Origin of the sequence: Limnospira fusiformis SAG 85.79, assembly GCF_012516315.1 — a bacterium.
In the GTDB taxonomy this organism is placed as follows: Bacteria; Cyanobacteriota; Cyanobacteriia; order Cyanobacteriales; family Microcoleaceae; genus Limnospira; species Limnospira fusiformis.
The window spans coordinates 3,466,884-3,493,390 of sequence record NZ_CP051185.1; the positions used below are offsets into that span (position 1 = coordinate 3,466,884).

Here is a 26,507-nt window from a genome sequence, read left to right on the forward strand (position 1 = left end):
GGTGGGTTATTCTCCGGGTTGCATGAGTTCAATCATCATCTCAGGGGTGAGACGATAAGGGTCTTCCCAGAGAAAGCCTAAATGACATCCGAGATGATCGGGTCCATTTCCTCGGGATTGCGATCGCAGTTCTTGGACTGACTCCGTTAACTGACGCAAAGGGCGACAGGTGAGGAGTTGATTGATACTCTCAGCATAGTTGGAATTGGCATCAGGGCATCGGGGCCAAAGGGCGATCGGTGTTGCTGCTTGTAACATGGCTTTGACTAAAACCTGGAACTGCTCAGAGGCGGTGGGACAAGTCAGCTTTAAGCCTATTTTCTGGGTTAATTGGTGGGGCAGTTGCCGAGAGTTGAAGCTGTGGAGGTCTTCTAGGCTCTCAAAACTTTCTAACGGGGGATATTGGTCTAAAATCTGGCTGACTTTCCCCCAGTTTTCATACCACTGATTGAGGTAATTGTCAAGATAATCGAGATTTAATCGTTCAAGCGATCGCACTCGCAGTCCGTACCTCATTCCCCAACAAAATTCACTATCAATGGGGTCAAATTCTAATTGCCATTGGTCAACTTCGGTACTGAGAAACTCTTGGGGCAAAAACACTTCAATAGTTAAATGATACCGCTTTCCTCTCAGCAACTTTAAGGCTTTTCTGAGACATTGATTTAACACACTCTGAATCTCCGCCTGAGTACAACTTAACCCATATTCCCCAGGTTCATCTAACAGCGGCTTAAACGCGGTATTGGGGTCATTTTGGATTAAGGAATTATCCTTCACTAGCCAAGCCTTGACGATGAATTGCTCAGACTTTTTCTGGGACTCCACAGTAACCAGCACATAAGACTCTAAGGGATGGGGTAAATTATCGGCTTCTTTCTGGGATGTCTGATTTTCCAATAAGTTTAAGAATTTATCTAAGCATTGATACCGCAAAATCTGGGTCAAGCTGCTGAGTTCAGAAGGTGAAAATTTATCCTCTAAAATAGCATCATCTGGTAATTCAGTATGGGCAAACTCTATGACATCTTTATCATAACCAATACCCTGCAATATTTGAAGAATTTGTTGCGATATCCCTTCAAAATTCATAGGTTTTCTATCTTCAAACATCCCAGGAATGGGGAGGATAGTCGATGATTTTAATAGAGTTTTGATTTCCTCAATCCCTTGATTGGCTTGGTCAACCCCGGCTTGAAGTTCTTCAAGTTGCCAGGGAATGCTCTGTAAAATCTCTCGAATACTGCCATAACTCGACTCAAGGCTTGCGGAAATCTCTCGCAGGGTTTGCCGTTGTTGTTCTTCGCTAACCTCCTTAAGTTTACCCTGTAAGTCATCAAAATGTTGTTGGATTTTGGCAAACTCTAGAATCTGATAGGCTTGACTGGCTTCGCCGTCATTTTTGAGTTGCAGTAATTGGCTTAAAACACTTCCAAACTGAGTATTTTGCTGTTCATTTAGCCCAGCCAAGTCAGTCTGCAACCTGGTCAGTAAATCCAACATTAACCCCGCGAAAGCCTTACCATCTTCGGCAAAATCTTCCTTGAGGGTTTGACGGAAGGCTTGGGGGAACTCATCATAAAGCAATTCGGAGACTGTGGCAGAAACTCCATCAGGAAACTGAAATCCTCCACCCGGACAGGCTTCCATATTCAGCCGTCTAAAAATATCTTGCCAATCTTCCAGTTCCAGGATTTCATCACCCTTTGGAATCAGGATATCTGGGAGTTTACCCTCACCAAGTTCTGGGTATCTTTCCGATTCTCCTGTCTCTTCATTTAGCCAACGACTCCATAAATCTACCCATTTGTCGGGGGTGATTTCGGCAATCTTCAGAAGATGGTGACGAGTCTTTCTATCATGCTTAAACTTAGGGACGGCTTTATCGGTAATAATGGCGGCGATCGCTTTGCCAACGGCTTGAATTAAATCCTGGTTTTTTAAAGAAACCCCAGGATGTCCGGTGGTGGCATCCCCTAACTCATTCGCCACATTTCCGGCTATAACTGAGCCAATAGCCTTGCAAGTTTCTCCCAAAAACTCTTGAGCCTCTGGGTTCGAGAGTAACCCCACGACACCCAAGGCTGGGGGGAATGTGCAGGTTGCAACATAGCAGGCTCCAAATACTCCCAGCCGATAGAGGGTCTTTTTGACCGCCATATCCTGCTCCGTCTAACTCATGGACTGATTCTACCAGAAACCGCCTAGAAATCTGATGTCTGGGGTCATGGTTTTCTGGGATTTTTGATTCCACCGGATTAACCTTCTGCTGCTGTCTGGGAATTCTTGTGCCGCTAGGCTTGACAGGTGCTGCCAAGCCATGATACTATATCTATGTACAGTTTCATAATTGAGATATTTATTCTTTAAAAAAAATTAGCAATATTCCCATTATGTAAAAGTATAGCCCAGGTTTCCCAAAAAAGCAAGGAACCCCCCCAGAAAAAAAATTTTCGTAACATTTCGTAACATTTCGTAACATTTCTTTACAGAAGTTAACATAATTATGAATTACATTGATAGCTAATCAAGCAGAGTAGATATGAGATTGAGATGATGCTAACTTCCAATGACTTTAGTGGGTTACTGAATCAAAGATTTTTCCGAAACTTTTTACCCATTCCGGCGACTGGGACTTTACACTTAGGGAAAAAGACCCCAGACTTTGAATTACCAGACATCACGAATAATGGGAAAGTGCGTCTGTCTGAATACCGAGGTAATACGCCTGTTATTCTGGCGTTTACGCGAATTTTTACGGAAAAGCAGTATTGTCCCCTATGCTACCCCCACATAAAAGCTCTCAATGAAAATTATGCAGCTTTTGTGGAGCGTGGCGCTGAAATATTGATGATTACCAGTACAGACACAGCACAAAGCCAGACCGTGGTTAAAGATTTAGGTCTAAAAATGCCGTTGTTAAGTGATTCTAGCTGTGGTATTTTCCGACTTTATCATGTAGGTCAAGCCTTGGGCGCACCTCTTCCGGCTCAATTTGTTTTAGACCGTGAGGGAATCTTACAATATCGCCATTTATTTTCGTTTCTTGAACCCAATGCGACAGTCCCTAAACTGCTGAGTGTTCTGGATGAACTAGCTAATTAAAAACCAGGCTGCCAATCTTTGGATTCTAAGCGTTTGAGCTGTTGTAGGTAACGAGAAAAATAACCATGATTTAAGCGGCTGTAGTCGTACATTTTGGCGCTTTGTAAGCTAATCGCCCAGGACCAAATTTGGGCAACTTGGGTGAAGGCGGGTAAGGTATATTTTTCCCAATCAGTGAGGGGGTAAATATCTTGATATCCTTGTATAAAAGCGTCTCGGCTACTACGTCCTAACCCGGCTTGTAGGGAAACTTGTAAAAATTTGGCGATGTCAAAAATGCGCCAACCATAGCCACATTGATCAAAGTCGAATAGGGTGATATCTCCTGAATTGGTAAAATGGGCGTTTCCACTGTGGGGGTCTCCCCAACAAATTCCCCATAGGTCAGCGTTTTTGGGGAAATCAGCTAGTTGAGCCCGGATTGTCTCTGCTGTATTATGTAAGTCTGATAGGTCAGACGATCGCAATTGTAGGAAGGGGGCGATCGCTTCTACGGAACGATCTAAGAGGTATTCTAGGGTTAGTGGCGATCGGTAATGGTCTGTATGGAAGTGACGAGAAACCTGATGAAGACGGGCGACAGTTTGACCTAGTTGGCGACTTTGGCTAGAGTTTAAGTCTCCTAGGGGGATTTGTCCTGATGCGTAGGTGAACAGGGCTGCATATCGTTTCCCCTCCGGTGCATTAATTTCTACTAACAGTTGATTCTCCCAAGTCCTTAACGGGTGCGAAACGGGAATATCTCGTTTCCGCAGAAAGTCCAACAGGTCTAACTCGAATTGGGTTTCTGACCTGGACCGCCAATGATGATGGGACACTCTGAGAATGTAGGATCTGATCGATGTTTCGATTACATATATATCACTCAAGCCTCGATGCCAAAATTCACAACTCTGGACTGCTTCGAGTCTATACTTAGGCAGTACCTTGGAAAGTAAAGCATCACAGGCTAGGGTTGAGTAACTGACGGGAAATGTCTCTTCTGTAGTCGTTAGGCTTAGTCTAGATCCTTTGCTTTTGGTGCGACTAACAGCAATCATGGCTTTATACCTCCAAAGTTATTTGATGAGTGTTGACGGCTTCTCTGGTCCCACACAGATGCGATCGCTTTAGCTGGCTAACGGTTTCCCTCCGTTGTTGGTAGCATCTGTATTGACTATTTCCCTTTTTTGGATCAATTGGCTGATTCCTCGCCTGATTCCCTCAACTATCCGGTTATTTCTACCATCAAAAATTATCAAACCTTTTTGGTATAAATGACAAGCTATGGCGACGTTGAACCACCAATCGATCACACCATTTGATTCATTATCATATTTCTTCTAGCCTAAAATTGTAAGATAAAAATGACATTTTTATATTTTTTTTCCAGATGATTTTCCCGGTCAATAATTCTTAACTATTTATTTGTATTTTTCCCGAAAACTGATATAATGGACGATTATGCCATTCCACCAAGCCATACTACAAATCGAATTTTTTGGCAAGTCTGATTTGAACAAAATCTGCGATTTCTGGTTGATCACTTAGCAACTATCCTCAAATTTGGTAAAATTGATTACAGTTTTTGTAGTGGTTATGCGCTATGGCTGACCTGATAGCTGGGAATATGAAACCAATTAAATCAATGGGACATGGAAGTGATGAGATGTCTGATTAAATCAGCCAAGGAAAAAGCTAATCAGCCTCATGATTTCACGAGGTTAACAGATAACAGGTCTCGCTTGCACGCGATCGCCAAACCCGCTATGGTATTTGAGGACGGTTATCAGGTCTACGCCCATCATGGCTGGATTTTCCGAGAAGATTATCTATGGGGGGTTGAGTTAATCCGTCATAGTGTGGATGAAAGCGATCGCCTCCACGCCGAAGGGGAAGCCGCCATCGAATTTTCCGATGGATTTTGCTGTCACGTCCAGGGGGTAAGGTTACCGGAAAAATACGGCAAACTGCACCCAAATCCATGGCAATCACAATGGTTATTAACGGAACCAAATGCGGAACGAATAAGGGTGTTAATTGAGGGGATAGGTTATGGCAGAATTTGCCAAGAACTCGATTCGGTAGAATTAGATAATTGGCGGGAATATAATTTATTAAAAATTGATAACTATCAGGAAAACGAGCCAATTTTATTATTAAAAATGACCTGTGGGAGTACCAAATCAATTCATGTCCTGCGGGTTCCCCCAGATATGACCTCAGCTAGGGCGGCGATTAAGTGGGTGAACTGGGGGATTGACCCGGAAGAATTTGCAGTGTCAACTTAAACAATATTTAATGATTATGCGATCGGCAAAATGTCTCGTTCAATTCTAGCCATATCGAGATAAAAATGTTACCATCTATTCTACAATTGTAGCATCTAATGGTTTGAGAGTTGGGCTTTTTTTATGGATTATAAACAAGAATTAATTACCACAATCCACGATTTTGGCTGTGACCTAGAATTATTAGAAGGTCGCTTAACCCAACTCAGTGAAATTTCCCCAACAGCCGTCCTAATTCCGGCGTTGTATGAAGAACTAGAAAGACCGGCGCTGACTCAAATTCGCGATTGCTTAAAAGACTGTGAATTTGTCAGAACTGTTGTAATATGTGTGCGAGCAACCACCTTAGAACAATATGCCAGCACGGTTCAATTTTTTGAAATCATGCCCCAACCGACCCTAGTAATTTGGGAAAACGGACCCCGCGTGACTCAACTTTTGAACAAATTAAGGGAAAAGGGGCTAGATCTATTGAGTTTTAAAGGTAAAGGTCAAGCGGTATGGTTAGGACTAGGTTTAGCATCCCTGCAAGCGGAAGCGATCGCTCTCCATGATGCAGATATTACCACCTATGATAAATCCTATCCGCTCAAATTGTTATTTCCCCTAGTGGAGAAGGACTTAGGCTTGGCCTTCAATAAAGCCTACTACGCGCGCATAGGAGGGGAACCCCTAGGTTTTCATGGTCGGGTAGTGCGTCTGTTTGTGACACCGTTACTGACAGCAATGATGGATGTATTTGGCTATAACAATTACCTCCGGTATCTTAGCGCCTATCGTTACCCCCTGTCGGGAGAATTTGCCCTGACCGATGACCTGGCCCTGAATACTCGCATTCCGGGTAACTGGGGGTTAGAAATCGGGTTATTAGCAGAAGTCTACCGCAATGTTGCCGATAAACGTATCGCCCAAATCGACTTAGGGATTTTCGACCATAAACATCAAAGCCTAGGAAGATCCAGCAATGAAGGCCTGCGGAAGATGTGCCGGGATATTTTCCGTTCAATTCTCAGAACCCTAGTAGAAATGGAAAGAGTTACCATTAGCCGGGAACAAATCCATACTTTGCGGGTAAAATTTCGGCGAGAAGCACAAGACTACACGAGACAATATTTTCTTGATGCCCGATTTAATAACCTACACTACGATCGCCACCAGGAAGAAATGACTGTAGAAATCTTTGAACAGGTGATCGCAGAAGCCGGGGACGAATATTTCCGCAACCCAGCGGGGGCGCAAATTCCTGACTGGACTAGGGCGTTAGCGGTAATGCCAGCCCTGCGGGAACAACTACGGGAAGCCACCCGGCGCGATATGGTACAAGGGAGGGAACTTACCGAAAAAAATGCTGGTGAACCTTCGCCGGAGGCTGACTCGGAAGCAAATTAGACTGTTGTGGGTTCTCGTCTTGTTTCTCAGAACGGTTATTGTATTAAAAGGAACTAAAAGACGCGATCGCCTGATTTTTGGGACTCGACAAAAAGGAAGAGAATGTTTATTGCATCGGACAACACTACAATTTTTATCTTACTAATTTCCCTAGGGATTCTGACTTGGGGGTACTACCGCGCTAGACCTTATGGAAAAGCTGGCATTCTCTCATGGCTACAGTCAGTATCTCTGATGGGACCCTGGCTATTATTTTTTGGGCTAACTGCCTTTGGCATCTATATTAACTTTGTCAGCATTCTGCTGTTATTCGTCGCCGCCACGGGTATTTACATTTACTTGGGGCGAAAACTGCGATCGCTGGCTGAAGAATTAGATGACAACAACCCACAGATTCCTCAAGAGGGGGAAACTCCTACCCCAGAAGCTGTTAACCTCAGCGACACCAGCCGGGAAACACCAGGGACTCCCCAAACTGAAACTACAGCTATCAACCCAGAAGACCTAAAAGTTATCCAAGGTATTTTTGGCATTGATACCTTTTTCGCCACGGAAACTTTCCCCTATCAAGAGGGAGTGATTTTTAAGGGGAACCTTCGCAGTGACCCGGAAGAGGTCCATGGTCGTCTCAGCCGCAGCCTTCAAGAAAAAATGGGCGATCGCTTCCGTTTATTTTTAATCGAAAATCCTGACGGTAAACCCGTTGTCATTGTCCTTCCCAGTAGCAAAGACCCCCAACCCGCTACAGATGGACAAAAAATCCTCGCCCTGGTTTTACTGGTGATTACAGTCGCCACTATTTTTCAAGCCGGGGGTCTACTTTTGGGCTTCGACTTCTTTGGTGAACATAATCGTTATGGGGAAGTCTTACCTATTGCGATCGGTATAGGATCGGTTCTCGCCGCCCATGAAATCGCCCATCAAGTTATCGCCAACCGCCACCAGGTTAAATTTAGTCTCCCCTTTTTCATTCCTACTGTACAAATCGGCACCTTTGGCGCTTTTAACCGATTTGAGTCTCTACTTCCCAACCGGAAGGTTTTATTTGATGTCGCCCTAGCTGGACCCGCCGCCGGGGGTTTGTTATCACTACTTATGCTATTGGCTGGATTGATACTTTCCCACCAAGGTAGTTTGTTTCAAGTTCCCACTAGCTTTTTCCAGGGTTCTGTTTTGGTCGGGCTACTTTCCAAATTGATTCTCGGAAACGCCCTCAAACAAAGTATTGTCGATGTTCATCCCTTGACTATTATTGGTTGGCTAGGCTTGGTGATTACTGCTATTAATTTAATGCCAGCCGGACAGTTAGATGGTGGTCGCATTATCCAGTCTATCTTTGGGCGCAAAGTCGCTGGAAGGTCTACTTTTGCTACTTTTATTGTTTTGGCGATCGCTTCTTTGGTCAATCCCCTGGCTTTGTATTGGGCGGCGGTTATCCTGATTTTACAGCGTAACCTCGAACGTCCTAGCCTTAATGAACTCACTGAACCCGACGACACCCGCGCCGCTTTGGGACTCCTGGCTATCTTTATGATGATTATTACCCTCTTTCCCCTTACCCCTACCTTAGCCAGTCGCTTGGGAATTGGCGGTTGATCTCACCCCATACACAAACCACCCCCTGTCTCTATATCGGCTATTGTGTTAATTTATGTAACAAAAAATTAAGAAGTGTTAGAAAAAACGGCTTTTTGGCACTGGGGGGGTTGATTTTGTAGGTGGCTCGTGGTACTATGTTACATAATGGGAATGTTAGCAATTTTATTTTTTGGGTCAATTATCCATTATGCTATAAACTATATGTCAATAGCCTATCACGACTCGACAACAGTTGTCAACCCCCAGAATGATTCAACCATTGTTGAAAGACAAGATTTCTGTCATCATCAGGGATAAGTAATTGATAGACCCGATGTCGTTTTTTGGCATAAGTTTCGAGACGATCGCATTTTAAGCCATAGCCAATTTGATCAAGAAAGCGACTTAATACCATAATGGGGGTAGATCGTGGTGCTAACCCTATTCCGATAATAGACTTAATAGCAGTGCGATCGCCTAAAGCCAGCTTCGCCATTTGCTGTAAATCAGGATCAGTATTTTTAAACTCCCGATTTTCCTGTTGTAATAAAGTAGGAAAGCGTAATAATTCCAGAGTAGCGACGACCGCGCCTAATTGCGATCGGTTAAAATCAGGACCAAATAAACTACCTTTTCCTCGTTGTCCCAAATCCTGTGCTATTCGCGCATCTCTCGCGGACAGGAAAGGGCGACCCACAGTTAAGAAATAATGCAATTTTAATTTTTCATACCATCCCTGGTCATCCTTAGTTATCAATTCAGGATTAACGGGAATACCATAGCGCAATTTTAACTGATGTTTGCGTAAAGATTGACTTTCAGCAGGAGTTTTAAACACTTTTTTTTGCAAAACATGATATGCCAAATCACTTAAATCTGTAGCGTTAGATATAGCCCAGCATTCGGTCTGATAATTGCGATCGCGCACAGCGTCAATCAAATCAGTTAAACTAGGTTTAAGGTGATGGTCAGCCACCAAATCAGAATCAGAAGTTTCGCAAGGGGGAGAAACGGGTGATAATTGATGACCTTCAGCTTCCAAGCCAGCCAATACAGATTCCCGATAGCGGGTCATAGTAGCATTAAACCGGACGGCAATTTTAGCCCAACACATTAAAGACTCAGCTTGAAACCCCATTTCCAAATCATCAAAATCATCAAAATCTGACTGTTGTAATAAACGAATGTTTAACTGAGTTAAGCGATGGCTACAACTCAGCAGGGAAGCCATAGATAAAGCGCCATTTCCCAACCTATTTAAACCGTGGGAAGCTATCCACAGATGTCGAGGTATATTTTCGCGAATTCTAGCCAAAGCCTGACGCACAGAATTTTCAGATTGAACCCCTTGGGCGATACCCCATACGGAGGTAAAATGACCTTTTAAATCAATACTCACCCCAGTTTCAATAGCAGGGGAAGCCAAAACCAGATCATAATCTGCTAAAATATGATTAAGTCGGTTGATGCAACCGTAGGCGGGATGATGAGGGTCAGCCAAAGACTGGGAATCAATACGGAGGATTTTCAGTTGAGGAAATTGCGCTTTAAAATAGGCTTCTAAGGTGGAAGTCCCCCACTTACTAGCTAACTTTTGGGCGGACAAACACACAAAGGGACGACCGCCATTAGCGAGATGATTTTCTAGGTCTTTAACTAATTGTTTAGGAGTATGACCGCCATAGTGATAAACATTCCAAGCCTGATCAGCAGCAGGTCGAAAATGGTTTTCGATAATAAAGGGAGTTAGGGGAATTCCCGATAAGGCTTTGAGATAATCAATAGTAGTATCACTGAGGTCAGCATCAGCGATAACTACCCGACCATTGGACATGAAGACATTTTGCAATAAAACTTTTAGCGATCGCAATATAGCGACTCGATATTGGCGACAGGTGTCGGAATTTAGACCATGCCAAATTATCTGTTCAACTTCATCAAAAATCACCAAAGTATTAGACCAATTATTGGGGTTAAAACCCAGGGAGGAAGAGGGATGCAGGGAATCAATACATAATCCATAACCCTCCCCAGGACGACTGATAACCGTCCCCATTCCGGCTTTCATATAGTTTAAACCAAACCGCTGACAGAGAGATTCTACTAAGCGGATACGATGACCGATAACCAGGACAGACTGACCTTTATCACTGGCTTGTTTAACGAGATTTTCTAGGAGTCTAGTTTTCCCGCTACCTTTGGGGGATTTAATCGCCACCAATTGGCAGGCTTGAGGGATAGCTAAATCCTCTGGGAGATAGGGACAATTGAGGTTTAAATCGGCGGAATAGGTCAAGCGTGAGTGGGAGATGGCGCGCCAGGTTTCCAGGGGTGTAGCGGCTTGATAGGCTTGATGTAGGGCTTCTACTCCTTGGGTCGCAATGAGATCATCAACACCTTTCCCTAATTGGGGTTTCCAGGTAATGACTTTAGTATGGCAACCTCTGCGGCTGAGAAGATATCCCATTTGGCGGATAGCTGCGTCTACGGCTTTGATGGTGTTAGGTTTGGTATCGCTATCAAAGACAATATAGATTTGGCGACCTTGGCTGGCTAGTTTTTGTAATTCTGGAATTAACTGAGATTTTCCGATGCGGTTTCCCCATTGGTCTCGCGGGACTCGATAGCCGCCGTTAATACCGGGAAGGGCTATGGCTGGGTATCCAGCAGTAAGTAGTGATCCGGCTTTTTTTGCGCCTTCGGTGATACAGATGGGAATTTCGTGATGATCAATGACCCACTCCCAAAATCCTAAATCGGCGCGGTCTGGTTGTATGGCTTCGGGGGAAATGGTTAAACTGTGACGATGGGCGATCGCTTCCCAAATTGATTGGGAGACTCGCAAGGCAAAAATTCCGGTGGCGGTTTGGGGAGGATGTTCGTATTTTATGGGTTTATTGCTGTGACTGCTAAGGCGAGGTTTGGCGGGTTTGAAGCATCCCCACAGATCCTCGTTTCCGGTTAAGATATCGACACCTGAACACCACCAGCCCCCTTGGTTAACATGACTATAGCGTTTAAGAATGCGATCGCATACTCGACCACCATTGCGTCTGGGTAGGTTGTCGGCATACAGCAGATAATCTAAAGGGCGATCGCCTTCTAGGGGGATAACATTCAATTGAGTTAGCTCTGGGTCAACGCAGCTTGCGTTCCATTCTATCAGATGATTCACTATATCTCCAGGAAATTAGGCACACCCCACACTGCCTATACAATCAATTGGGATTTAGGGGATTTATACTATAACCCCAGATGTGGAGTTTTTGTCAATTGATTGGCTGAATCTTCCATAGATATGGGGTAATTGACCGGGCTCATCAGGTCCTCGCCCCATCCCGATTTAGTTTAATGATGTCAATCGCTTCTCCAATTTGGGTTAGCTGGTGGTTTTCGGAATTATAAGCCCAAACCTTTAAAGATATTTCGCCAGAGGGTAAACTAGCGGTGGGAATCCTTAGCCTCCAACCAGATTGTGCATATTCACGAATTCCTAAAACACTAGCAACATCCCAGCGAGGAATATTTACCTCTCCCACAGCAATTAACTGGTTATTCTCCCCGACACTGAGATAAACAGCATCAGCAGGTTTTCGGGTTTCGGGAATTACTCCCCACCCGGTTAAAACTGAGGGTTGACCTACCCGAATTGGTGATTCTGGAATGACATCAATTGCGCCATTAAATTGGTCGGTAGTGGCGAAAGTTGGGGGCATATCACTCCGTCGCCAAAACCAATGGGATTGGACGAATTTGTGAGGGCGATATTGTTGTAAAATGTATTGATAAATTAGAGAGGCTGAATCGGCTTTTAAGACTTCATCCCAGGGGTTTTGAAACCAGACATCATTAGTTAATAAAATTATGGGCGGTTGGGTCGTTTCCAAGTCTTCAATTACCCGGTTTTGGGCGACGGTAGGTTTGGCATACAAAACATAGCTATATTTAGAACAGGATGGCTTATTATATAGATAATACCACAATCCCTCTGATGTGACATTAAAAAAACAGGATTGATTGGCTATTTCGGCTGACATGACATTTTTGGCTTCTAAATAATCGGGTTTGAGTAATTCAGCATCAGGGATAGAGATAGCGGCTGGGAGGCGCGAGAGTTTCTGGGATGCTTCCAGGACATTAAAACCAGATTCTGAGGTCAGAATAAATATCAATAACACTCCTATAATCAGCTTTTGCGGCAAAGTTAGGGTTAATTTATGTAGGGGATTTTCGAGATATCGCCGATAAGCCAAGAGTAATAAATATACACTTAACAATGCTGTCATCATTGCGCCGTGATAAGCATGACCTAAATCACTGCGGTCTAAGGTTATTCTCATATAAACCCCGGCGGCGGATAGGAGAATTAGGGTAAATAAATGTTTGCGGACAAAGGGTTTTAGTTGGAATTTATGGTTGATTAAGTCCCAGGTGAGATAGGTTAAAACTCCGGCTTGAATGAGAATAGATAGCCAGAATTTTTGAGAGATAAAGGTCATTTGGAAGGGGGGAAGGGGAATGAAGGAAATGTAGCGACCATATTTTCCCCAGTAGGCGATTTGAGAGGCGATCGCATTGACTTGATCTAGTCCTAAAAAAATGGCGATCGCCGTGAAGGAAACTACTACCCCGGTGGAAGTTACAGTTAACCAAGTCTTGCGAATTGGGGAAGGTAAAAATAGGCTGATGATACAGGTAATCAAATAAACGGCTAGGAAATATATGGCGCGGTCATACACATATAAAAAACCCCCAGGAATAGACAACCCCACCAACAGGGATAAAATTATGGCTTGTCGGCTATGAAAATGGCGGTTATCTCGGACATGATTAGATTTTAAGTCTTCTGGCTTTTCCCAGGGTATAAATAGGCGAAAATAACGGAGAGTGATGGCGAGTTGAAAGACAAACCAAGTCCCTCGCCTTCCGTCAAACTTGAAGAAAATGCCATCAAAAATACACGCGAATAAACAGAAGAGTAAAAAAATGGGTAATTTTGACTTTTTTAATCCTACTAACCCGGTGATTTCCCACAAAATCCAAAAATAGCCTACAGCAGTGAGTGCATTTTGGAGATTAACAAATAGCCGAGTCAATACAATTCCATTATCATTGCTAATCAACCTCATGGCTATTTCTGTGGGTAAAACATCCATACCATAGCCATGAATTAAGACGGTATTAATAAATGGCTTTTCCAGTTGGGAGAAATTCGGCCAAAATCCTAAAAATTCTCCCTCGTGGAAGGAGTCCCGCAAAAGGGAGGTAATTGGAAACTGATTGAAAGGAATATTAATGACCCAAGCTAAGAGTAAAATTCCAGTAACGGTTGCTAAAAACCAATTTTGGCTGAGAGTTTTGGCGGTAATGTTAATGACAGAATGGAGATATTCTCCCAGCGATATTTTCCCAAATTTCCAAACTATCAGAGTTAGCAGGGGGGGAGTAAATAGCAAAATCAGATATTTGAGATAATCTGTATAGGGACTGATATTCTCAATGCTGGCTTGGGAAATTACCCCGGTGGTATTGTTTCCGAGAGGGATAGCAATGGGGTTGACCAGGGGAACAAAAATCATCCAACTGGTAAGGGTAATTATCAGGACTACAGCTAAACTTGGTGACGGGGTAAATTTGCGATCGCTCATTTTTACCTAAGACTCCCAACTGGAAACGCGATCGCCAGACGAAAAGGAATATAGCTTATGTCCGGTAAAGCTAATTAAGGCTACACAGGCGGCGCTTACGAGTCTAGCAGGGGTAGGAGACCATCCCAATTCATTAATCAACAATTGTAATAACCCCAAATTCGCCAATAAGCTATTTAAGGCGACTGTCGCAAACACCCCATATTGCATCAACCAATTACGCCAGTAAATACCAAACACAAACCGACGACTTAACCAGAAATTGGTACTTAATCCCAAAAAGTAACTAATTCCCAAGGCGTAAACATACCAAACTCCCGCCTGGGTAAGAAGAGAAAACACCAAAACATCTACAACTGTCGCACTTCCCCCGGTGAGTAAATAACCGCCAAACTGTCGCAAAGTAGCGATCGCCTGACGACGGCGAGATTTTCGGGAAACCGCCGCCACTGTGGTGGGGGTGTCGGCTTCGGCTTCCTCGACATATTCACTATCACTATTGACATTCCAGAGGTTATGTTTTCCGGGGGTCATGACATTTTCCGCCGCCAAAATTCCCATCAAGAGGCTATGGTCTTGATTATTATACTTAAATGCACCATATCGACCGACCAACTGCAAATTCTGGAAGCCTTTAAAATACTCCTCAATGGTTGCTAAAGAGGCTTTATAATTTCCGGCATATATCGGATAAGTCCGAGGTAAACGCACAACAAACCCCCCAGAAACCTGCTGCTTTTGGAGTAATCCAATTTTCATCAGGTCGGCTTGCGCCATGCGTCGCAGGTCCTCCTCTGGACAATTCCATAACTGATCATCAAAATTGCACCAATACTCACAACAGAGGGGAGTTTGATGATTATTGGGTAACATTTCCGGCGACCAATTGGCAAAATTTGTCACCCTTCCTAATTTCACCCTGGGGTCATTAATATATAGCCAGTTATCGGGGAATAAATGACCATCATCAATAATTAAATAGACTAAAATGGTATTCCGAAATTTAAGCGATCGCGCTGATTCTATCACTGGCTGAGGCGGTGCTGTTTTCAACTCTTCCACCAATAAAGTTAACGGAATAGAAGAAATCACCCCCCCACAGGGAAAAGTTTGCACTTCTTTAGTCTCACGGTTGCGGACAGTCACATGGGTAGCCTCACCATCATTATGATGTACCTCAATCACTTCGGTATTCAGTAATAAAGGCTGCTGATGCTGATTTAAATAATCAGCTATTTTATCATAAAGTTGACCAGAACCCAACCGAGGAAATTGGAATTGGTCAATCAAGGTTTTGACTTTACCATCATTTCCCAATAAGGCATTAACCACCGCTTTATATAAGGACAAACCCTTAATTCTTTGTGCCGCCCAGTCGGCGCTAATTTCTGTACAAGGAATTCCCCAAAGTTTCTCGGTGTAACTTTCAAAGAAAATCTCAAACAGCCGTCTCCCAAATTTACCAATCACCCACTCGGAAAAATTATCGGGCTGGGGTTTAGGAAATAAACGCACTTTCACATAAGACGAAAGTATTTTAACTGTCTCTAATAACCCCAACGCGGAAAGCACCTGTTTGGCTTGGAGAGGATAACTAAAGTATTTTCCCCCGTAATAAATGCGGGTAAGTCGATTAACTGTTACCTGGTCTTTTCCTAATACTTGATTCCATAGTTTCACCACAGGCGATAATTTGGTGAAAAATCGATGGGGTCCGAAATCGAGAATAAACCCTTCATACTCGATACTTTTCGCTAGTCCCCCCACCCGCTTATCTCTTTCTACTACTACTACAGGAATTCCCTGACTGGTGAGAGTATAAGCCGCAGCTAACCCCGCTGGACCTGCACCTAAAATGTAAATCGGTTTCATCACACCACACTCAAATTATCGACTAGGGCAAATTGTACTCATCATACACTATCATCCATAATAACCCGATTTTTCTATTCAAAAGGGGTTGACATTATCCTCTATTTTCTGATATTATAGGTTATATATAACATAATTGTAATATTTATATATATTTTTTTGGAAGACAGATTACCATTATAATAAAAGTATATCCGATTTTCCCCCAAATTGTCAACCCCCCTTCCCCAAAAAGCCGGGCGGCGATAAGTTTTGCTAATTTAAAATTTGCAAATAGTTTTAATATTTAAAAGATTGTAAATATTTATGACATTTTTATTGCTAGTGATTATCAAATAGTTGACGACAGAATGGGGGTTGTGGTAGATTTATGTAAATAAAAATCCACTGGGGTTTATGTCAGCACCCCCGGCTGAAGCACGGGGGCTTCCTGCCCCCCGCTTTCAGGTAGCTGACCAGTTTAAGCCTTAACTGGCTACGTTCAGAGCAAGAGTTAAAGTTCCTACCCTGGAATGCGTGCTAGTTCCAGGCACTAGAACCAAATCGTTAAACAGTCCTAAGGGGTTAAGACAGTGCGATTTGGAAAGTACCGACTCTGAACATTAGCGAAGCAAACATTACCCCGCAAGGGAGTCGGAGCCAACCATAGCTCCATGGAGGGGCAACCATACCCCTCCACCCCGCAAGGGGGTGCTGGCGGCGGTCAGCCGCTTGAGTCGGTTTTCCTCTCCGCGATCAATCACGGAGCTTCCAACCCTCCCAGGAGTTTTACGTGAACTAAGCAAAATATAGCCCCAAAAGACGATTATATGGTGAGCTTTAGACGATCGCAGTAGGAATTTCAAGTTTAGCGATGCACGAGTTTTGGGGAAATTCGGAGCGCTCGAAAATCGGCGACTTGACAAAAACGGTGATTTATGGTATGTGCTGTCAAACTGAGTAAAATCAAGATGGTGGAATTTCCAAAGCGATCGCGCCTAATAAGCCCTTGCGAAAATCATTAAGTAGTTGTCGTGCGGTGCGTTCCAAATCTCCTTGAAAGCGTTGATCAGCCAAGGCTTGTAGATAAGACTCTCCATTTTCCGAAGCGATCGCCAGAGAATAGCGATCGGTCAGTTTATGGTGAATTTGGAGATCTTGAAACAAATCGACCATACCCGCGGCCACCCGTTGGTTATCATAACCCGCCTCACCAATATCCTCACAAATCGCCAACTTGAGAGCATCCTGTTGATTTTCAATACGGCTAGGAATGACCCCTGGCGCATCCAACAATTCAATTTGCTTAGAAATCCTGACCCACTGTAACTTTCGAGTCACCCCAGCCCGTCGAGCGCTTTCTACCACTCGCCGCCCCAAAAGTCGATTAATCAAAGCCGACTTACCGACATTGGGAAATCCAATCACCACAGCCCGGACAGGTCGGGGCAACATTCCCCGTTGCTGACGTTTTTGATTCAACTGTTCCCCAGCCTGTTTAGTAGCGCGTACTACTGCATCGACCCCATCTCCCTGTTGAGCATTGGTAAAATAGGGGATTTCCTGGTGTTCCTCAAACCACTGTTGCCATTGTTGTTGTATATGGGGAGGAATCATATCTTGGCGATTAATAATCAATAATCGTGGCTTTTGGGATACCCATTGAGATACTTTAGGATGGTGAGTAGCCAAGGGAATACGAGCATCGCGAACTTCCAGGACAACATCAACTCGTTTAAGTTGTTCTGTGAGGGTGCGTTCAGCTTTAGCAATATGACCGGGATACCATTGAATTGTCATAATCTGGGAAAATAGTTAATAGTGGATTAATAGTTAAGTGAAATGTTCAAGTTTGATTTTGTCCCTGATACATATATTGAGGTAATCGCATGGTGAAGGTTGACCCTTTGTTTAACTCACTTTCCACCCAGAGGTCACCACCCATCATCTGACATAATTTATGGGTGATAGAAAGTCCTAAACCAGTCCCCCCATATTTACGGGTTGTACTTTCATCAGCTTGGGTAAAGGGGCTAAAAACCGTGGCGATTTGTCGCTCATTCATACCAATTCCGTGATCCTGAACTTGAAAAAAGATAAAGGGAATTTCTGAGAGTTCTTCTTCGGGAGATTCTAGGGAGTGATAAACGGGTAAATCCGGTAAATCTGTGGCGGGAATTAACTGTTTCCATACTCGTAAAGTCACCTGTCCTTGTTCGGTAAATTTACAGGCATTACTTAACAGATTAAGCAGTGACTGTCTCACCTTGGTTAAATCAGTATACATCAAGTCAAGACCGGGCGCAACCTCTAGGGTAAATTGATTATGATTTTTGTCTGCCAAGGGTGCTATAGTAGTTTCCACTTCCCAAAGCAAGGTATTAATTTGACATTTTTCCAAGTGAAAATTCATGCGGCCAGCTTCAATCTTAGAAAAATCTAGAATATCACTAATTAAGGTGAGGAGATGTTGACCAGCCACGTGGATATTTTTCAAGTCTGCCACCCAATCATCCTGTCCGAGGTCTTCAGCGTCTTCTTGTAGTAATTCACTGTAGCCAAGAATAGCATTTAAGGGAGTGCGAAGTTCATGACTCATGTTAGCTAAAAATAGGCTTTTAGCTTGGTTAGCCTGTTCAGCAGCTTCTTTAGCTCTACGGAGTTCCTCAGCCTGCTTATGTTCAGTGATATCACTAGCCAGAATAAGCAAACAGGGAGTATTTTCTAATTGGATAGGTTCAATGGCGATTAACCAATCTCGAATTGCTCCTGATTTATGGCGAACTTGAACGGTTAAATTACTGAGGCGATCGCCATTAGTAATCCTTTGTAAAATGGGGTTAATCTGTTCAGCATCCCACATTTCCAAATCCTCAAAAGTGCGGTCAATGACCTGTTCTCGACTCCACCCCAATTGCTGAAGAAAACTATCATTGACATCCACAAATCGGCCTTCTTCAACAGTAGTAATACTAATACCAATGGGACTAGCCTTAAACACCCGCGAAAACCTTTCCTCACTAGCTCTTAAAGCAATTTCGGCTCGTTTGCGTTCCGTGATATCCTGAACAGTGCTAGTAATATGGGTAGGAGTAACGATCGCCTGTTCAACCACAAATCGTTCTTGACCGTCAGGGCGTGCAATCCGATAATCTATAGAATAGGGAATTTGCTCTGAGATAGCTTGAGAAATAGCATTTTCCACCCGTGGGCGATCCTGATGATGGATATATTGCATCAAGCTATCAATGCTGGGAGTCACTTGCTGAGGATTAACGCCAAAAATGCGGTACAACTGATCAGACCAAGTACAGGTTAGTTGTGGGATATCTAATTCCCAGTGTCCTAACTTAGCAATACGTTGAGCGGTAGCTAAACTAGCTTCCCCCGAACGTAGAGAGGCTTCTACAGTTTGTCGTTCTTCCACCGCACCCGCCAAAAATAAACCGGTGACAGTCATCACCAAAATAAAGGCTTGTAGAGAAAAGACTTGGGGATTTTCGTTAAGGTTGTTCATAAAAGGACCACTACCCCGTAGGACACCCCAGACGGCAAATGTTGCCGTTAATAAGTGAGCGATCGCAGTTCCTCGCTGACCAAAACGCAGGGAAGCCCAGACTAATAGTGGAAATGGCAGGTACTCTAGGGGGTAGTGAATAGTGAGAACCCGGGTTCTGGAACAGAATACAAACCAATTCAAAGCCGAAAATAGTAGGAACCAGATGGTTATTTCCAGATAGCTGAATAATTTAGGCAGCCATAGCTGTTGCTTGGGGTTTTTGAGAATTTCCCAGCTTTCTGGTAATAGCCAACTCCAATAATTGCCAGTTGACTCCTGCAAGTCTCTGGTCTGTTGATATTTAATCCGAAATCGATGAGCCCAAGTCAGAAGTACCGGGGCTAATAGCAGAACGCCAATGGTATCTCCCAGCCACCATGTTACCCAAATATCGATTAATGTATCGGGTTTAATTTCTCCAGCGATTAATAATGCGATCGGAGTAATAGTAGAATTAATCAGACTCGAGAGGGCTCCAGCTAGAATAGCTAGTCCCAGTACATCCTTGAGGCGGGCTAAAGCCGGAGAGAAACCGATCCTTTTTAACATCCACCAACCCGCGCCAGCTTCTAGGAGGGTTCCCAGAGTCCTAATGAATCCCAGATAACCGTAGTGACCCGTCAGCCAATAGTTAGAAAACAAAGCACCGAGAACAATTCCCGGCCAACATTTACCCCCCCACCAGATTAAAACCACTAAAGACCATCCCGCCGCTGGCCATAATATGGCTTCCATGGCATTGAGCATTAAAGTCTCAATGGTGATCCAGATTAGCCCCAGATAGACCAGAAGCGCAACCATATTGATAGTTAGGTAGCGTCCCAGTTTAGATCTGAGGATGTTATGGAACTGAAGCATTTTGCTGCCCTCCGTTGCTTCTCCCCCACACTCAAAGAAATTATCCTCAGTATTAAGCTACCCGGCGCTAAGTCTTGCGACTTCCTTGGGGTACTTCCTCAAACTTCCTAGAATCTGAAGACAAGTTGCACAAACTCACCACCGCTGTCTCTGGCTTCCTACTTTTGAGTTCATCCACCGAGTAAGCGAACCAAGCTAGACCATTAGACACCCACTTCCCACCTCGTCGAAGTAATGGGATATTTTATAGTTTGATACTTCCGCCGTTAATTGCTAGAGCCATCTAACGGGGGATTCTTGCTTATTTCAACTTTACTATAGCACTCAATTACTGATTCATTTAAGCTGAACATTCCCGAACATTGATTGACCATGATCGGACTCTTGAAACTCCCGCGACTACCGACTCCACAAGCATTTTCAACGCGGTGGGTCAGTTCTAAATAGGTGTGTTGGGGTAAGCGATCGCACTTACAGACTTACCCCAAAATCCTTTTACCAACGGCAATTAGGCATCATCTAAAGCCACAATACCGGGAAGTTGCTTCCCTTCGAGGAGTTCCAGACTAGCCCCACCACCTGTAGAAATGTGGCTCATCTTTTCACCCAAATTCAATTGTTCCACAGCCGCCACCGAGTCGCCGCCACCGATAATTGTAGTAGTACCGGTGCTGGTTAGTTCTGCCAAAGTTTGAGCGATCGCCCGAGTACCCGCCGCAAACTTCTCAAACTCAAACACTCCCATAGGACCATTCCAGAGGACAGTTTTGCAGTCTCCCAAGGCTTCTTGGAAAACCTTAACCGAATCAGGGCCAATATCCAATCCCATCCAACCATCAGGAATTGCTTCAACGCTAACAGTTTGAGAATCAGCATCAGCCGCAAACTTATCAGCCAAAACCACATCTGCAGGTAACAACATAGTTACCCCTTTTTCTTTCGCCTTCGCTTCCAGGGACTTAGCCAACTCCAGCTTATCTTCTTCCACCAGGGAATTACCCACACTCAGCCCCCTGGCTTTGTAGAATGTGAAAATCATGCCGCCACCCAGCAACAACTTGTCGCATTTGTCAAGTAACGCTTCAATGACACCAATTTTGCTAGATACCTTAGAACCACCAATAATCGCTGCTAGGGGACGTTGAGGGCTTTCAATCGCCCCTTGGAGGAACTGCAATTCCTTCTCAATCAAATAACCCGCCACACAGGGACTCAGATATTTAGTCACCCCTTCAGTGGAAGCATGGGCGCGGTGTGCAGTACCAAAAGCATCATTTACATACAGATCCGCTACCGAAGCCAACTGCTTGGCAAATTCCGGATCATTTTTCTCTTCGGCTGCATGGAAGCGAACATTTTCCAGTAACAGCACATCGCCATCACTCATGGCCCCCACTGCTACGGCGACTTCCTCTCCAATGCAATCGTCACATTTCTTAACGGTTTTGCCCAAAAGTTCCGACAAACGCGCCGCCACAGGAGTTAAGCGCATTGATTCAACTACTTGACCTTGGGGACGGCCAAAGTGGCTGCTCAGAATCACTTTAGCCCCTTTAGAGGTCAGATCTTGAATGGTAGGCAGAGCCGCCCGAATCCTGGTATCATCACTAATAGAGCCATTATCAAGGGGTACGTTAAAGTCAGCACGCACCAGCACTTTCTTACCGGATAGTTCTGATGCTGACAGATTTGCTACAGTTTTTTTAGCCACAGGATTAACCTCGTTGATCGTTTATTCTGGTTTAATCGAAATTAAATGGGAACGGTGAGGGTTATTGGTTAAATGGCCCCTAGGTTGTTACCAACCCGCTGGCCTACCAGCCATCAAATCGTTCACTGTAAACATTCTACCTAAGTCCGCGTCTTGGAGATGCGAGATATGTTTAAGACCGTTTTATTTGCTATAGATCAAAGTCGGGAAGCCCGCGAGGCGGCTGAAAGGGTCATTAATATTGTCCAAACCTATCAGTCTAACCTCTATCTTCTCGCTGTTGTTGAACCAAAAGAACCAGACGGGGAACCTCCCCATTCTGAACCGATGACTTCCCCTGATACGGTGAGCCAACTTTTACAGGAGGCTCATGGTATCTTCTCTAAGCTAGGGATTGATGCCAAACTCATTGAACGTGAAGGTAAACCTGCTTTTACTATCTGTGATGTGGCTGATGAGATTGATGCTGATCTGATTGTGATGGGTAGTCGCGGCACTGGACTTACAGAAGAAGGTGTTGCTGACAGTATCACTAACCGTGTGATTAATCTCTCTCCCTGTCCTGTCTTAGTTGTTCCTTAACTGATTCCCCCCCGTTGACCTATAACCTATAACCTACCTTTGACGGGGGGTTCTCCATTTCTACTAAGTTGATTTTTTAGTCAATTTTTAAAAAATGTCCCCCCAGAACAACCGAGGGGGTTGACAAGTTCCGGGAATTGATGGTATTATATTGACATATTGCTAAATAATGGAAATATATCCACAAATTTCAAAAATGCGTATATTCCCATTATTTAAAATAATATCATGAGCCGGGCAAAAAAGCTACACCCTCACCAATGAGGTCGATTTTTGTAACAATTCTTAACTGTTCGTTACAAAAGTTAACATAAGGGAGTTTGATGGTGGATTATTGATTGTCGGTGATTCTTTCCAATTCTTGAATATAGAAATCACCAATATCTAAACCGGGGAGTCCTTCGACAGTAATTTGTTCATAATTAACCTGACCCCGGATTAACATTTGTTCACCGACAGAAGGTAGAGGTTGGGTAGTAAAAACCCAGATAGTGGCGGTGGAGTCTTGAAGCTGATACGCACCAGCGCCGACAAAGGGAGCCAGGTTAGCGACAGTCCCCTCTATGTAGATTTTAGACCCAACTTTGCGCTGTTGTGCGATCGCCTCAATTTTAGTAGTTTGGCGAGTAAATTGAGTGGTAGACTCAATAATTTGGCGACAGCCAATCATCCCTGGTGTTAGGGATAGTAGAATCAAGAGAATATGGAAGCGGTTAGCAAAGCGTGGGGGTAGGACAATGGCGAATGTAGTCATTTTGTATAAAAAGGGGACAAATTTCTGGGAAGATATACTGGCTTGGAATTGTTGGATATATTGTGATGGCTAATTTATTAGACGGTAAGACAACAGCCCAAAAAATTCAATCGCAATTGAGGGAAAAAATTAAAACCCTAGAACCGCAAAGGGGACGACCTCCAGGTTTAGCAGTGTTAATGGTAGGAGATAACCCCGCCAGCGCCGTTTATGTCCGCAACAAAGAGAAATCCTGTGAACGGGTAGGAATAGCATCGTTTGGTCAACATTTCCCGGCTGATACAAGCCAGGAAGAACTTAAAGAGGCGATCGCCAATTTAAACGAAGATGATCGGGTTGATGGTATTCTAGTACAACTGCCGTTACCAGAACACCTAGACGCTGTGAGTTTGCTGTATGAGATAGCGCCGCACAAAGACGCAGACGGGTTGCACCCCATGAACTTAGGGGGATTAGTAAGAGGGGAAAAGGGGTTACGCAGTTGTACTCCAGCGGGGGTAATGCGTCTATTAGAAGAATATCAAATCCCATTAGCGGGAAAACGAGCGGTAGTGCTAGGACGGAGTATCTTAGTGGGGAAACCCATGGCTTTGATGTTACTAGAGGCTAATTGTACAGTAACTGTAGCCCACTCTCGGACGGAAAACCTAGAAGCGATCGCATCGGAAGCTGATATTCTGATCGCGGCGGTAGGTCGTCCCGAGATGGTGGGAGCGAATTGTATCAAACCGGGGGCGGTAGTGATTGATGTGGGAATTAACCGCTTAGAAGATGCTAACGGAAAATCGCGGTTAGTAGGAGATGTAGACTTCCAGGCGGCTGAACCCATAGCAGGATATATTACCCCTGTACCGGGTGGTATCGGTCCGATGACTGTGGCTATGCTGTTACAGAATACGGTGGAAAGTTATCAAAAACGCATCTGATCGACTCGATGATGTGATTAACGGGATTCGCGATCGCGCATGGTGTCAAAAGACCCGTACAATAAAAACTGATGTTCACCGATTACTGCCCTACTTGTCCCTATAAACCGCTATCAGACTTTGGCTGGTTGGGCTGTGGGGTTTGCCCCTAATTATGACAGATATCAACACCGACGGTATGGTAGTCACAGAAAACATGGATTTATCCGGGTCAGACAGACCATTTGACCTATCGACTTATCTTAGCCAAAAAAAGGAATTAGTGGAAGCGGCGCTAGATGCTGCTATTGCTGTCACCTACCCCGAAAAAATTTATGAGTCGATGCGCTATTCCCTCATGGCTGGGGGAAAACGGCTGCGACCTATTTTATGTTTAGCTACCTGTGAACTGCTTGGGGGTACAGTGGAAATGGCAATGCCGACAGCCTGCGCCCTAGAGATGATTCATACGATGTCTTTAATTCACGATGATCTACCAGCAATGGATAATGATGATTATCGGCGTGGGAAATTGACTAACCACAAGGTCTATGGCGAGGATATTGCTATTTTAGCGGGAGATGGATTGCTAAGTTATGCTTTTGAGTTCGTGGCTACCCAAACTCAAGGTGTACCCCCGGAAAGAGTCCTACAGGTAATCGGTCGCCTGGGTCGTGCGGTGGGGGCGACTGGATTGGTGGGCGGTCAGGTGGTAGATTTAGCATCGGAGGGTTTATCAGATATATCTGAGGAAACTCTAACTTTTATCCATACCCACAAAACTGGGGCTTTATTAGAAGCCTGTGTGGTCTGTGGTGCGATTTTGGCGGGTGCTAATGAAACTGACCTGGAGAGACTCTCTCGCTATGCTAAAAATATTGGCTTGGCGTTTCAAATTGTCGATGATATTCTCGATATTACCGTACCCTCGTCGGAGTTGGGTAAAACCGCAGGCAAGGATCTGGAAGCTCAAAAGGCTACCTATCCTAGTTTATGGGGCTTGGAAAAGTCACGGGCGAAAGCTCAACAACTGGTGGAGGAGGCTAAGGCTGAATTACAGGCTTTTGGAAACGGTGGTTGCGCTCTGGCGGCGATCGCTGATTTTATTACCTATCGCAGTCACTAACTTTTAAAGCGAGGTGTTCAACCCCATGCAAGAATTTGGTCACATATTGGACAACCGGGTGCTGTTAGTGGCACTGTTTGCTTGTCTGTTCGCCCAAGCGTCTAAACTGGCGATCGAATTGATACAGCATGGAAAAATTAATCTGCGGGTTCTGGTGACTACTGGGGGAATGCCTAGTTCTCACTCAGCCTTTGTGGGTGCTTTAGCCGCCAGTGTTGGTCAGGTGATCGGGTGGGGTAGCCCGGAGTTTGCGATCGCTGTGGTATTTGCTATTATTGTTATGTATGATGCGGCGGGTGTCCGACAAGCAGCAGGGAAACAGGCTCGCATTCTTAATCAGATTATGGACGAGTTATTCCAAGAGCATCCCCAATTTAATGAGGACCGCCTCAAGGAATTACTCGGACATACCCCCTTTCAGGTGATTGTGGGCTTGAGTTTGGGAATAGCGATCGCAGCTTTAGCAGAACTTACCTATTAGCTACGATATTGGGAATTTAATCGCCAGTAGCTAGGTTAGGTCGCTCAATTTTCACCCGACTGCTATCAACCATGAGCGACCAAAATCCCTGATCATTGAGACGGCGGAAAACTTCCATGGCACTATTCGGCTCGGCGGTATGTTCTACCAGTAAATAGAAGCGCCGATTATAGGAAACTATGGGAATTCTTCTCCCCATAGTTGCCTCAAGTCTAGCCGCAATTTCTGGCTGGTTGAAATAGTCTACCATGATCGCATAACCCATGCCTAGGGGTTGGCTACCCAAATCACTGCTAGGACCAGAAGGACCGACAGGGGGACGTGGTTCGGGTCTAGGAGTTACTGCTGCATCAGATTTAACCACATGGGTGGATAAACCGGCTGTTTCCTTGAAATAAGCCGCCCAGTCTTCGGCAATTAGGACGTCATCAAAACCGCCAACTCTGGTGACAATATCATTGAGATAGCGACACACCTGGCTTTCTATGTTGCTAGGTAGGACTTGACGCGCTAGTGCTTGTGTCTCGGGGGTGTTGCTGGTGATTAACAGCAAATACTCACCGGGTCGAGGGGGAACACAGGAGGCTTGACCAAAGCTGGGTTTAGCACTGAAACCTATGGTAAGCAGAACCACCCCTACAGAACTAATCCTAGTTAACCATCGCCTCAACCTAAGTTTAACCATAGCTA

19 protein-coding genes are annotated in these 26,507 nt (G+C 44.5%); 8 read left to right on the forward strand and 11 right to left on the reverse strand.

What is annotated here, in order from left to right; genetic code table 11:
- Window positions 1-6 precede the first annotated feature (6 nt).
- Window positions 7-2,160, reverse strand: coding sequence for a VMAP-C domain-containing protein (locus HFV01_RS16285; RefSeq protein WP_193520217.1), 2,154 nt, complete (start codon window positions 2,158-2,160; stop codon window positions 7-9).
- A gap of 393 nt (window positions 2,161-2,553) precedes the next feature.
- Between HFV01_RS16285 and HFV01_RS16290 the strand changes: the two genes are divergently transcribed.
- A complete protein-coding gene (locus HFV01_RS16290; protein ID WP_006626231.1) occupies window positions 2,554-3,105 on the forward strand; it encodes a peroxiredoxin family protein in 552 nt (183 codons plus the stop codon).
- On the opposite strand, the gene HFV01_RS16295 is transcribed toward HFV01_RS16290, so the two are convergent.
- Window positions 3,102-4,145, reverse strand: a complete 1,044-nt coding sequence (locus HFV01_RS16295; protein ID WP_193520218.1) for a phosphotransferase — start codon at window positions 4,143-4,145, stop codon at window positions 3,102-3,104. The two genes, HFV01_RS16290 and HFV01_RS16295, sit on opposite strands and share 4 nt — an antisense overlap.
- A gap of 603 nt (window positions 4,146-4,748) precedes the next feature.
- Between HFV01_RS16295 and HFV01_RS16300 the strand changes: the two genes are divergently transcribed.
- The 3 genes from HFV01_RS16300 (at window position 4,749) to HFV01_RS16310 (ending at window position 8,360) form a co-directional block, all read left to right on the forward strand.
- The gene (locus HFV01_RS16300) at window positions 4,749-5,375 is read left to right on the forward strand and encodes a DUF6745 domain-containing protein (RefSeq protein ID WP_006626234.1); all 627 of its coding nucleotides are present in this window, start codon (window positions 4,749-4,751) and stop codon (window positions 5,373-5,375) included.
- A 123-nt stretch (window positions 5,376-5,498) separates the two neighbouring features.
- Window positions 5,499-6,764 carry a glycosyltransferase family protein gene (locus HFV01_RS16305; RefSeq protein ID WP_006626235.1) on the forward strand — a complete coding sequence of 422 codons (1,266 nt, stop codon included), beginning with the start codon at window positions 5,499-5,501 and terminating at the stop codon, window positions 6,762-6,764.
- Between the two features lie 102 nt (window positions 6,765-6,866).
- Entirely contained in the window at window positions 6,867-8,360 is a 1,494-nt protein-coding gene (locus HFV01_RS16310; RefSeq protein ID WP_006670066.1) for a site-2 protease family protein, read from the forward strand.
- Between the two features lie 238 nt (window positions 8,361-8,598).
- Here the strand turns inward: HFV01_RS16310 and HFV01_RS16315 are convergent, their stop codons facing one another.
- The 7 genes from HFV01_RS16315 to HFV01_RS16340 all read right to left on the reverse strand — a co-directional run bounded on the left by HFV01_RS16315 (window position 8,599) and on the right by HFV01_RS16340 (window position 21,969).
- Complete coding sequence (locus HFV01_RS16315; RefSeq protein ID WP_006626237.1) at window positions 8,599-11,517, reverse strand: plasmid replication protein, CyRepA1 family; 2,919 nt, start codon at window positions 11,515-11,517, stop codon at window positions 8,599-8,601.
- A 145-nt stretch (window positions 11,518-11,662) separates the two neighbouring features.
- Window positions 11,663-13,990, reverse strand: a complete 2,328-nt coding sequence (locus HFV01_RS16320; RefSeq protein WP_006670068.1) for a hypothetical protein — start codon at window positions 13,988-13,990, stop codon at window positions 11,663-11,665.
- Window positions 13,991-13,996: 6 nt separating this feature from the next.
- Window positions 13,997-15,862, reverse strand: coding sequence for a GtrA family protein (locus HFV01_RS16325; protein ID WP_193520219.1), 1,866 nt, complete (start codon window positions 15,860-15,862; stop codon window positions 13,997-13,999).
- A gap of 617 nt (window positions 15,863-16,479) precedes the next feature.
- Window positions 16,480-16,668, reverse strand: a complete 189-nt coding sequence (locus tag HFV01_RS30840) for a hypothetical protein (RefSeq protein ID WP_071776849.1) — start codon at window positions 16,666-16,668, stop codon at window positions 16,480-16,482.
- Window positions 16,669-16,807: 139 nt separating this feature from the next.
- The gene (gene ylqF, locus HFV01_RS16330) at window positions 16,808-17,641 is read right to left on the reverse strand and encodes a ribosome biogenesis GTPase YlqF (protein ID WP_006626242.1); all 834 of its coding nucleotides are present in this window, start codon (window positions 17,639-17,641) and stop codon (window positions 16,808-16,810) included.
- Between the two features lie 46 nt (window positions 17,642-17,687).
- Window positions 17,688-20,258 (reverse strand): MASE1 domain-containing protein, encoded by a 2,571-nt coding sequence (locus tag HFV01_RS16335; RefSeq protein ID WP_006670070.1) that lies wholly within the window; start codon window positions 20,256-20,258, stop codon window positions 17,688-17,690.
- A gap of 508 nt (window positions 20,259-20,766) precedes the next feature.
- Window positions 20,767-21,969, reverse strand: coding sequence for a phosphoglycerate kinase (locus HFV01_RS16340; protein ID WP_046321243.1), 1,203 nt, complete (start codon window positions 21,967-21,969; stop codon window positions 20,767-20,769).
- A 168-nt stretch (window positions 21,970-22,137) separates the two neighbouring features.
- Between HFV01_RS16340 and HFV01_RS16345 the strand changes: the two genes are divergently transcribed.
- Window positions 22,138-22,551 carry a universal stress protein gene (locus HFV01_RS16345; RefSeq protein WP_006626245.1) on the forward strand — a complete coding sequence of 138 codons (414 nt, stop codon included), beginning with the start codon at window positions 22,138-22,140 and terminating at the stop codon, window positions 22,549-22,551.
- Window positions 22,552-22,882: 331 nt separating this feature from the next.
- Here HFV01_RS16345 and HFV01_RS16350 read toward each other — a convergent pair whose 3' ends face one another.
- A complete protein-coding gene (locus tag HFV01_RS16350) occupies window positions 22,883-23,305 on the reverse strand; it encodes a hypothetical protein (protein WP_006626246.1) in 423 nt (140 codons plus the stop codon).
- 65 nt (window positions 23,306-23,370) lie between these two features.
- Here HFV01_RS16350 and folD point away from each other — a divergent pair, with 65 nt between their 5' ends.
- The 3 genes from folD to HFV01_RS16365 all read left to right on the forward strand — a co-directional run bounded on the left by folD (window position 23,371) and on the right by HFV01_RS16365 (window position 25,817).
- The gene (gene folD / locus HFV01_RS16355) at window positions 23,371-24,231 is read left to right on the forward strand and encodes a bifunctional methylenetetrahydrofolate dehydrogenase/methenyltetrahydrofolate cyclohydrolase FolD (RefSeq protein ID WP_006626247.1); all 861 of its coding nucleotides are present in this window, start codon (window positions 23,371-23,373) and stop codon (window positions 24,229-24,231) included.
- Window positions 24,232-24,385: 154 nt separating this feature from the next.
- Window positions 24,386-25,336 carry a geranylgeranyl diphosphate synthase CrtE gene (gene crtE, locus HFV01_RS16360; RefSeq protein ID WP_006626248.1) on the forward strand — a complete coding sequence of 317 codons (951 nt, stop codon included), beginning with the start codon at window positions 24,386-24,388 and terminating at the stop codon, window positions 25,334-25,336.
- 25 nt (window positions 25,337-25,361) lie between these two features.
- Complete coding sequence (locus tag HFV01_RS16365; RefSeq protein WP_006619999.1) at window positions 25,362-25,817, forward strand: divergent PAP2 family protein; 456 nt, start codon at window positions 25,362-25,364, stop codon at window positions 25,815-25,817.
- 16 nt (window positions 25,818-25,833) lie between these two features.
- Here HFV01_RS16365 and HFV01_RS16370 read toward each other — a convergent pair whose 3' ends face one another.
- Window positions 25,834-26,502: a hypothetical protein gene (locus HFV01_RS16370; protein ID WP_006626249.1), complete on the reverse strand. Its 669-nt coding sequence runs from the start codon at window positions 26,500-26,502 to the stop codon at window positions 25,834-25,836.
- Between the last annotated feature and the right edge of the window lie 5 nt (window positions 26,503-26,507).